This window comes from Candidatus Methanoperedens nitratireducens (assembly GCF_000685155.1).
In the GTDB taxonomy this organism is placed as follows: domain Archaea; phylum Halobacteriota; class Methanosarcinia; order Methanosarcinales; family Methanoperedenaceae; genus Methanoperedens; species Methanoperedens nitratireducens.
The window spans coordinates 536,549-545,726 of record NZ_JMIY01000002.1 but is presented as its reverse complement, the minus strand read 5'-3'; the positions used below and the strand labels follow the sequence as shown (position 1 = coordinate 545,726).

Here is a 9,178-nt window from a genome sequence, read left to right as displayed (position 1 = left end):
ACGATAACCAATTTTTTGAATTGGTAAATTAACTTCTGTAAAAATTTCTTGAATATATCACTGTTAAGCGTCTCTGCAAACTCATAAATGAAATGTTTTGCGTTAAGTGATCCAAGGACACAGTGTTTCTCTTTCCTTTTATACTCATATTTGACAGTTGGATGACTGCCAACAGGAAACCAGCCATAAGTAAGATATGGAGCTATCGGAAAGATGCTTTCATCCAGAAATAAGACCTCGTATCCACTGCTGACAAATGGTTGAATTCGCTGTTTGAAGTTTTTTTAAAATCTTCTTGAAGATTTATATTGGCTTTCCTATGAATCGGTCGAGGTTTTTGGCATGAAAAACCAAGACGATGGAGTATGCGTCTTACTTGATCTGGTTTATAGGACACATTATATAACATTTCTATGAGTTGCATAACAAGTTTTGTTGTCCAAATTATAAATGGAAAACCCTGTTCTTGGGGCGACTTTGAGAGTATAGGTTTAAGATTTTCTATCTGTTCATCTGTTAATCTCTTCGATCTGCCTGGTTGTTTTTTGTTGCACTTTCTTGATATTCCTTCTGATTGAAGGCGGATAAGCCAATCACGAACAGTTGTTAGTGGATATTTTAAGGAAGAGCCTATTTCATTAAAAGTCTTGCCTTCCTTGCGCAGAATCGCTGCAAGGAGCCTTAATTTTGCTTTTGGATCTTCTTCTTTATGGTATAACTCGGTCAATTCTCTTGTGGTATAGTTTGGCAGAAACGATTCTCCTTTTGGAATTTTCACCATCTTAAACAACCACAGACACTCATATCAAATAATATGCTGGGATAATATTTACAAATTACGAATATCTCAGCATTATGCTATAACTTAAACGAACTCATGAGCCCGAGTTCGTTTTGAGTTTGTACCAGTTCGTCTGTGACAAGAAGTTACATCATGTATTGCCGTATGCTACCCCTTCCGTTTTGGGTAATCCTACTGAGATGTGCGTCAGCGGTAACGCTGGGGTGCAAAGCTCTCAGGACAATATGGAGAAATTCAAAAGACTGATTTGAATGAACTGTTAGGATAAGAATACCACGAAGAAAACGAAAGTTGAACCATTGCAAGAGTCGTAACACGAGATAAGCGAAAATAGTCTGACACGCTTAAACCAAAAGGTACAGAATCAGACCATAATGGCTGCGAACACGTTATGGGGAACGGACAAATGATTCTCGGCTTAAAGATGGCTTCTAAAGTATTCAAAATATGCATGATGTAGAACTTGGTAAACCCAATATGCTCCAGAAATGGTAGGAACTCCGTAAGGGGCAACAATGGCATGCTGGGCAGAGGAATGAGTAAAAAGCGAATGATACTGTGTAATGCAGTATATAGAGGATCAAAAAAGCCTCAATCCGAAAGGATGCTGACTTACTCAACGGTATTTTATTGTGGAAATGAAGGTAAATCTATGAAAGTAAGAAATTCAACTACATCGAAAGATGAGAAGCTTACTAACGTGCAACTTCGAGACCAGTGGAATAAAATCGACTGGAATAAAGCTGAAGAACACGTCAATAGACTACAAGTCAGGATCACAAAAGCAGTAAAAACAGTAAAATGGTATCTGGTTAAAAGGTTACAATATTTGATAACCCACTCGCATTATGCGAAACTGTTAGCAGTAAGAAAACCCACTCAAAATACAGGAAAAAGAACGGCAGGGGTTGACGGTGAAACATGGTCATCATCGAAAGCCAAAATGGAAGCCGCTCTTAATATAACTGACAAAAAGTATGCAGCAAAGCCGTTAAAAAGGGTTTTCATTGAAAAACCCGGAAAAAAGAAGAAACGACCTTTAGGCATTCCCACCATGTATGATAGAGCGATGCAATCACTCTATGCTCTAGCATTAGAACCGATTGCAGAAGCAACAGGTGACAGGACATCATTTGGCTATAGAAAAGAAAGAAGCACACATGATGCCTGTGAACAAGTCTTCGTTTGCATGAGCGGGAAGCACTCCCCCGAATGGGTACTCGAAGGAGATATTAAAGGCTGTTTCGACAACATATCTTATCAATGGTTAATAGACAATATCCCTTTGGATAAATCGGTTCTAAGACAATTTCTTAAAGCAGGCTATATATTTGAAAGCCAGCTATTCCCAACAGAAGCAGGAACCCCACAGGGTGGTATAATATCACCAATCCTTGCTAATATGACATTGGACGGGATTGAGAAACTGCTTGCAGATAAATACCGCAATAACAAGAACGGTAGAAGATATAGCGATCATGCTGCAAAACATAAAGTGAATTTTGTTCGTTATGCAGATGATTTTATCGTAACTGCAAAAAAAAAATGAGGAAATAGCTAAAGAAGTCAAGGAACTGATCAAAGACTTCCTGAAAGATAGAGGTCTAGAACTGTCTGATGAGAAAACGATAATTACCCATATCGATAACGGCTTTGACTTTCTGGGATGGAATTTCAGAAAGTACAATGGTAAGCTTATTGTTAAACCATCTAATAAATCTATTGATAAAGTTACTGAAAAGATCAGTGATATAATCAAGAGAGGAAAAGCATGGAAACAAGAAGTTTTAATCGATGCTCTGAATCCAGTTATAACAGGTTGGGCTAATTATCACCAACCTGTTGTATCCAGCGAAATATTCCAAAAACTTGATTCAAGAATCTGGAATATGCTCTGGCACTGGGCTAAGAGAAGACATCCTGAAAAATCCAATAAATGGATTGCTGATAAATATTGGCATCCAGAAGGACATCGAAAATGGATGTTTTCTGAAGGAGATAAGAAACTAAAACTCCTATCGGACATAAAAATTGTCAGGCATACGAGACTAAAGTTAGATATGAATCCGTATATTGATGAAAACTATTTTATTTTACGCAAAATAAAACAGGAAATCAAGAAGCTAAAAAGTTTAGCAAAAAGTGTTTGGGGTAATATAACAAAACCAGAAACCAAGACCATAACAAATAACTGTTGCCCGAATTAAAGGGTTATAAAATGCTTGAGCGGTATGAAGGGAAACTTTCACGTACCGTTCTGAGAGGAGAGGGAGCAAGTAATTGCTCCTTTTTACTCGGCTGTTTATATTAGCTGAACTACATCCGAGTCTAAGATGCGATATATATTGAACTTTTTCATACCAGGACGCAAAGAGCGCAAAGCACAGAAATAAGAAATATTAATCTGTCGAGTAGAGCTCATAGCCTACCTTTTGTTGAGGTATTAGCCCCAAGGTTGCCATGAGCCCCCTCACAGAACCGGACGTGAGGATTTCCCTCATCCGGCTCTTCAGAAGCACATCCTCCGTAGAGTCTTAGACATCAGTTTTGTTGTCATTTATTCTCCACCTCTGAGTGTGGTAGATGTGACCCTGAAGTCACTCGTGCTCTTGTCAGTCCCTTCCCTCTACAGGAGTTACCCTGCTTCATCAGTACTACGAACTGATCCGACCCCCAGAATGCCATTTGCAATATCTCACCGTTCATAGGCTTGATATCGTATACTCCTTTTGGGAGAGCACACTGGGTCTCCCGAGTTCCCATAGTCTCCGTTTGATACCGTGCTGCGGTCTTAGACCCCGTTGGATTCACAACACCTTGCCGTGTCGCATAGCTCTCTGCTATATTCCAAGACTGGAGATGCTTAATATCGGTGGTGTGATTGCTGCCTTCTGTTACGCAAATAACATCAGCTTCCAAGATCAGCAAAATTTCGGGGCTTATAACCTTCACTTCCATTTCTCTTCTTTTTTTTTATTATTATTGCGGCCTGGTATCCCTTCCCCCCAGCTTCACAACAACCTGTTACCAGATTGGGTGTGGGGTTCAGTTCAAAGGTGGCGGCTAACCTTTCCTCAGGCTGGATTTTCACCAGCTGGCGAGTATGAGCTTTGCTCGGCACACTTGCGTCCTTTGCGCTCTTTGCGGTGAACCCAACGGTTCATCAAGCAGGCAATTAGATGCCAGTATTCACGCACCTGCACCCATTTGTATTATCTGATACTGCAACTATGCATTGATAAAAAAGTAGTTAAAGTTAGGAGGAATTAACGGATGGTCTCATGCCAGGCAAAACGTATTAATACCATAACGTATGAACATACGTACATATGTTAAATGGAGATTTAACTACTGCAAAAAAGTATTTCTTCAGTGCACTAAGCGATGAAACAAGACTTTTGATACTCTATGCATTGAAAGAGAACGGCGGCATGTGCGTGAGCGATATCTGCAAGGCAACAGGAAAAGACCAGAGCCTCATCTCACATCACATGTCATGCCTGAGAAACTGCGGGCTTGTCAATACTGAGAGAAATGGAAAATTCGTGATCTACTCGATAAAGAATGAGCTTATCTCAGAGATTCTCGACCTATCTGACAGGCATGTAAAGGAAATGCTTGAGGGAATACTTTCCTGCGAGGTTGTTAATAACAAGAATAGGAGTTAAAAAATGGTGGCTTTAATCAAGATACGGGATCTGAACATCAATGTCAGCGGTAAACAAATCTTGAAGAACATAAATCTGGACATAAACGAGGGCGACAGCATAGGTATAATCGGTAAGAGCGGAGCAGGGAAAAGTACACTCCTGCACTTGCTCCGCGGCTTTGAGGAATTTGAGGATATTACTGGCGAGGTAATTTTCAACATCTCCTGCTGTCCCGGATGCGGTAAAGTAAGCCCACCGAGCAGTGCAGATAAAGCCTGTCCGAAATGTGGCATTACGACTGAACTTAAGAGGGTGAATTACCTGAACTCAAAGGGTATGCACAGGAGAATCATGGAAAGAACTGCTATCATGATGCAGCGAACCTTTGGTTTATACAGCGACGACACCGTGCTGGAGAACATCATGCACAGCTTTGAATATTCCGATATTCCTAAAGAGAAACGTCCCTATGTTGCAGCAGAACTGATCGAAAAAGTGAAGCTATCCCATAGAATGACATACACAGGAAAAGAGCTGAGCGGCGGAGAGAAGCAAAGAGTAGTTCTTGCACGCCAGCTTGCAAAATACCCGATGCTTTTACTTGCAGATGAACCGACCGGAACACTTGACCCGAGGACTGCCAAGCTTGTGCATGAGAGCATATTAAAAGCAAAGCAGGAACATAACATGACCCTGCTGGTTACTTCTCACCTTCCGGGCGTTTTACATGACCTGACAAATAAAGCGATCCTCTTAGATAGAGGAGAGATCATTGAGACAGGAAAACCGGATGAGATTATTGAGAAGTTCTGCGCAATGACAGGAGTGGTGTGTGAGGGGAAGGTAGAGGGAGGCAAGCCTATTATTATTCTAAAAGATGTGAAGAAGAAATATTATTCCTATTCTAAAGGTACGATCCCTGCCGTGAATGGCGTGAGCTTTGAGGTCAATGAAGGTGAGATTTTCGGAATAATAGGTACAAGCGGAGCCGGAAAGACAACGCTCTCAAAGATCATAGCAGGCATTATGGAGAGAGACAGCGGAAAAGTGGATGTGAGGATCGGGGATATGTGGGTTGATATGACCGAGAAGGGGACTGAGTTCAGGGGACGCGCTAAGCCACATATCGGTTACATGCACCAGGAATATTCTCTCTACCCTCACAGGAATGTGTTTTATAACCTGACAGAATCGATAGGCTTGAAACTTGAGCCCGAACTTGCCAGAACAAAAGCAATAAACGCATTGAAAGCGGTGAGTTTTGATGAAAATACCGCTCACGAGATCCTTGATAAGACCCAGTACGAGCTCAGCGTGGGAGAACGCCAGAGGGTGACAATGGCGCAGGTTCTGATAAGAGAGCCGAGGATTATTATTTTTGACGAACCCACGGGGACCATGGACCCGATCACAAAGAATGAGGTTGCAAACTCCATTCTGACAGCAAGGAAAGAAACATGGACGACATTTATTATCGTTTCTCACGATATGGAGTTCGTCAGGAACGTATGCGATCGTGCTGTGCACATGAAGCTTGGTAAAATAACAGCAACAGGCGATGCTGGTTCTGTGCTTGAGGAAATCACATACGAGGAAAAACCTGACAGAGAAAAGACTGCTGAGGACAGGGACAACGACCTGAAAAAGTATCTAAAAAGGGCGCACGAGAATGCAGAGCCTGGGGATCTGTGCGCTCTTGAGTTCTATACATTGAAAGCGAAAGAGACCGCTGCTAAACTCAATAAGGATATCAGCAGCGAACTTGAGACTCTCAAGCCTGCGTACGAAAAAGGAATCTATGAAATGCTTAAAGAAGCGGAACGATACGCATCAGAAGGGCAAACATACGAGATGGATGTTTACATTGAAGATGCGATGAAATACGCTGCCTGTGCAGGTATAGATATCTCAGGGGAGCTTCCAAAATTTATGCCTGCATACGAAAAAGGTCTTGCTGAGGCTCTTCAGGAAGCTGAGAGGCATGAAGCGAAAGGTTTCCTTGGGATGTCGTATCAATATATTCATAGGGCAGGCAATTATGCTGCAAAGCTTGGAAAGAACATAGAGGAGATATTAAAATCATTGCCGTGGTATGAGAGATGGACGCTGACAGATATACATATGAAATTGAGGTGAAAATATGTGCATGGTAGGAGATGTGCCTGAATTCAATATAGAGAACATAGAGATGGACTTGAAAGAATACGTTTGCCTGGATTGCGAAAACAAATTTAAGGGACTTGGTAATAGCGTTATCTGTCCTGCCTGCAAATCCAGCAATGTTGAAATTGTGAGTGCGGAGAAATGAAGAGCTGCTGCTGTAGAATTGAGGATGCTGCAGCATATTATCAGGGAGAAACAAAATCTGGCGAGAAATGGACCCCGGCCTTTATAGAATATGTTGATGCAGAGAAATGCAACGGCTGCGGGATGTGCGTGAAGGTCTGCTCTCGTGGAGTCTATGAGATTCAGGAATTAAACCGTAGAAAGGTCTCAGTTGCTGTAAACGCTGGTAACTGTGTGGGAGATGGTAGCTGCCACATGGTATGCAAACCGAAAGCGATGGTATGCGTACCAAGAAGGATATAGTAACCTAAAAGCAGTAGCAATCGGCACTATAGGTGCTAATTTATAATCATACGAGGAGGCTCTCATGAAAAGACGGATGGATACAATTGGAGAAACTGTAAAAGGACATATAGCAGAGGCAAAGTTAAGTCCCCTACAGGATGAAATACGGAAATATATACTAATGAGGTTTGTAAAGGATGGCAGACCCCCGTCTCCTAAAGAAATTATGGAGGAGTTGGGGTTATCCTCTGCAGATGCGGTACACCAAACCATTGAAAAACTTCAAAAGTTCGACATTATAATGAGGAAAAATGACGAAATAATCTCTGCTTATCCCTTTTCTGCTACTGAGACACGTCATAAAGTGATTTTTGAAGATGGACATGAGGTTTATGCACTCTGCGCTACAGATGCCCTGGGCATCCATTTTATGCTGGATAAGGGTATAACCATCCTGTCCAGATGCCCGGAATGCGAAAAAGAAATGAGAATAGCGGTTAAAGACGGCAAAATCAATTCCTGTAATCCTGAAGAAATCATTGAATTTGTGAGTGATAGAGAAAGAGGCGGATGTACAGCGGAAACTTTGTGTCCTTTTATCAACTTCTTTTGCGCCAGGGAACATTTGCAGGAGTGGAGAAAGAAAAATCCTGAATTTAAATATGGTGAGATTTACTCGCTTGATGAAGCTTTAGAACATGGCAAAACTATATTTGGTAATTTCCTAAAGTAATATGGGGGTTAAAGTATGGATAAATATGATTTAATAATCCTCGGCAGCGGCTCTGCTGCTTTCGGGGCTGCAATCAGAGCCGTCGAATTGGGGGCAAAGGTTGCGATGGTCGAGAAAGGTACAATCGGCGGAACCTGCGTGAACGTTGGCTGCGTGCCAAGTAAACACCTGCTCAGGGTCGGGGAAATAGGCTACTATAAGAGCCACGGCCACAGAGGGCTGGATATCAGCTCATCCATTGATCTCGCTGGCGTAATAAGCGACAAGAGAGAGATAGTAGAGAACATAAGGAAGAGCAGGTATACCGATGTGATCGAGCCACTGGGGATAATACTGTTGAGAGGAAAGGCTGCTTTTATTTCAAAAAACGAAGTTAAGGTGAATGGAAAGAATATACAGGCAGATAAATTTATTATTGCCACCGGTTCCTCGCCATATATCCTTCCGATAGAAGGGATCGATAAGGTGGATTATCTCACCAATGTCGAGGCCATGGAGCTATCCAAGCTTCCTGAATCAATGATAGTGATAGGTGGGAGGGCGCTCGGCCTTGAATTTGCCCAGATGTTCTCGCATTTCGGGACGAAAGTAACAGTGCTGCAGAGAAGTTCCAGGATCATACCTGAAGAAGAGAGCATAATCTCAGATTATCTCAAAGCCTATCTTGAGGAAGAGGGCATGAATATCCAGATAAATACAAGTCTAAAAAGTGTAAGGAAAGAAAAAGGTAATATCACAGTCACGGCACTGGCCGGGGATGATACGAGAGAATTTGAGGCTGAAAAACTCCTTATTGCAACAGGCAGAAGGCCAAATACTGAGGATTTAGGTCTTGAAAAAGCAGGTGTCAGCGTTGATAAGAATGGTGCAGTAATCGTGGATGAGGAAATGAGAACATCAGCCCCAAATATCTGGGCAGCAGGCGATGTCCTGGGCGAGCCCATGCTTGAGACCGTGGCGGGCAAAGAGGGTTTCATTGCTGCACAGAACGCCCTGACCGGTGAAAGGAAAAAGATGGATCTTAGAGCCGTGCCTCACGCCGTGTACACTATTCCTCAGGTAGCAAGCGTGGGTCTGACCGAGAAGAAGGCTGAGGAAATAGGCATAACCTGCAGGTGCAGCACCATATCAATGGAACTTGTGCCAAAAGCAGTGCTGACAAAAGATACAAGGGGACTGGTTAAAATGGTGATCGAGGATAGAACAGAGCGCATACTCGGTGTGCATATACTCGCCTCACTGGCTGCGGATATGATACATGAAGGAGTGCTTGCTGTAAAATACGGAATGACACTTGATGATATTATAGATACTGTGCATGTTTTTCCCACGATGACCGAGGCTGTTAAGCTGGTGGCGCAGTCCTTTAGAAGAGATATCAGCAAGATGAGCTGCTGTGCTGAATAGAGTAGAAAGTTTGAA

The 9,178-nt window shown here is 42.4% G+C and carries 11 protein-coding genes; 8 read left to right on the top strand and 3 right to left on the bottom strand.

Annotated elements, in window-relative coordinates; genetic code table 11:
- On the bottom strand, positions 1 to 206 hold a 206-nt coding region (locus ANME2D_RS18995; protein WP_394295695.1), incomplete at its 3' end, for a transposase.
- Entirely contained in the window at positions 203 to 781 is a 579-nt protein-coding gene (locus ANME2D_RS06635; RefSeq protein WP_048089936.1) for a helix-turn-helix domain-containing protein, read from the bottom strand. The genes ANME2D_RS06635 and ANME2D_RS18995, both read right to left, overlap by 4 nt.
- Before the next feature lie 673 nt (positions 782 to 1,454).
- On the opposite strand from ANME2D_RS06635, the gene ANME2D_RS18640 reads away from it, so the two are divergent.
- Entirely contained in the window at positions 1,455 to 2,351 is an 897-nt protein-coding gene (locus ANME2D_RS18640) for a reverse transcriptase N-terminal domain-containing protein (RefSeq protein ID WP_241763314.1), read from the top strand.
- A complete protein-coding gene (locus tag ANME2D_RS18635; RefSeq protein ID WP_320408810.1) occupies positions 2,335 to 3,009 on the top strand; it encodes a group II intron maturase-specific domain-containing protein in 675 nt (224 codons plus the stop codon). Before ANME2D_RS18640 ends, ANME2D_RS18635 begins: the two co-directional genes overlap by 17 nt.
- Positions 3,010 to 3,355: 346 nt before the next feature.
- On the opposite strand, the gene ANME2D_RS18540 is transcribed toward ANME2D_RS18635, so the two are convergent.
- Positions 3,356 to 3,565, bottom strand: coding sequence for a hypothetical protein (locus tag ANME2D_RS18540; RefSeq protein WP_206741768.1), 210 nt, complete (start codon positions 3,563 to 3,565; stop codon positions 3,356 to 3,358).
- A 566-nt stretch (positions 3,566 to 4,131) separates the two neighbouring features.
- On the opposite strand from ANME2D_RS18540, the gene ANME2D_RS06620 reads away from it, so the two are divergent.
- The 6 genes from ANME2D_RS06620 to merA all read left to right on the top strand — a co-directional run bounded on the left by ANME2D_RS06620 (position 4,132) and on the right by merA (position 9,163).
- Positions 4,132 to 4,470: an ArsR/SmtB family transcription factor gene (locus tag ANME2D_RS06620; protein WP_048089934.1), complete on the top strand. Its 339-nt coding sequence runs from the start codon at positions 4,132 to 4,134 to the stop codon at positions 4,468 to 4,470.
- Positions 4,471 to 4,473: 3 nt separating this feature from the next.
- Entirely contained in the window at positions 4,474 to 6,588 is a 2,115-nt protein-coding gene (atwA, locus tag ANME2D_RS06615; protein ID WP_081810168.1) for a methyl coenzyme M reductase system, component A2, read from the top strand.
- 4 nt (positions 6,589 to 6,592) lie between these two features.
- Positions 6,593 to 6,760: a hypothetical protein gene (locus ANME2D_RS18395; RefSeq protein WP_198527363.1), complete on the top strand. Its 168-nt coding sequence runs from the start codon at positions 6,593 to 6,595 to the stop codon at positions 6,758 to 6,760.
- Positions 6,757 to 7,041, top strand: coding sequence for a 4Fe-4S dicluster domain-containing protein (locus tag ANME2D_RS06610; RefSeq protein ID WP_048089933.1), 285 nt, complete (start codon positions 6,757 to 6,759; stop codon positions 7,039 to 7,041). Before ANME2D_RS18395 ends, ANME2D_RS06610 begins: the two co-directional genes overlap by 4 nt.
- A gap of 64 nt (positions 7,042 to 7,105) precedes the next feature.
- Positions 7,106 to 7,756, top strand: coding sequence for an organomercurial lyase (merB, locus tag ANME2D_RS06605; RefSeq protein WP_048089932.1), 651 nt, complete (start codon positions 7,106 to 7,108; stop codon positions 7,754 to 7,756).
- 15 nt (positions 7,757 to 7,771) lie between these two features.
- Positions 7,772 to 9,163 (top strand): mercury(II) reductase, encoded by a 1,392-nt coding sequence (gene merA, locus ANME2D_RS06600; RefSeq protein ID WP_048089931.1) that lies wholly within the window; start codon positions 7,772 to 7,774, stop codon positions 9,161 to 9,163.
- Positions 9,164 to 9,178: the final 15 nt, after the last annotated feature.

Excerpts from the sequence above, each read along its gene's own strand:
- ANME2D_RS06635 (WP_048089936.1), bottom strand. The coding sequence starts at position 781 with ATGGTGAAAATTCCAAAAGGAGAATCGTTTCTGCCAAACTATACCACA.
- ANME2D_RS18640 (WP_241763314.1), top strand. The coding sequence starts at position 1,455 with ATGAAAGTAAGAAATTCAACTACATCGAAAGATGAGAAGCTTACTAAC.
- ANME2D_RS18540 (WP_206741768.1), bottom strand. The coding sequence starts at position 3,565 with ATGGGAACTCGGGAGACCCAGTGTGCTCTCCCAAAAGGAGTATACGAT.
- ANME2D_RS06620 (WP_048089934.1), top strand. The coding sequence starts at position 4,132 with ATGTTAAATGGAGATTTAACTACTGCAAAAAAGTATTTCTTCAGTGCA.
- atwA (WP_081810168.1), top strand. The coding sequence starts at position 4,474 with ATGGTGGCTTTAATCAAGATACGGGATCTGAACATCAATGTCAGCGGT.
- ANME2D_RS18395 (WP_198527363.1), top strand. The coding sequence starts at position 6,593 with ATGTGCATGGTAGGAGATGTGCCTGAATTCAATATAGAGAACATAGAG.
- ANME2D_RS06610 (WP_048089933.1), top strand. The coding sequence starts at position 6,757 with ATGAAGAGCTGCTGCTGTAGAATTGAGGATGCTGCAGCATATTATCAG.
- merB (WP_048089932.1), top strand. The coding sequence starts at position 7,106 with ATGAAAAGACGGATGGATACAATTGGAGAAACTGTAAAAGGACATATA.
- merA (WP_048089931.1), top strand. The coding sequence starts at position 7,772 with ATGGATAAATATGATTTAATAATCCTCGGCAGCGGCTCTGCTGCTTTC.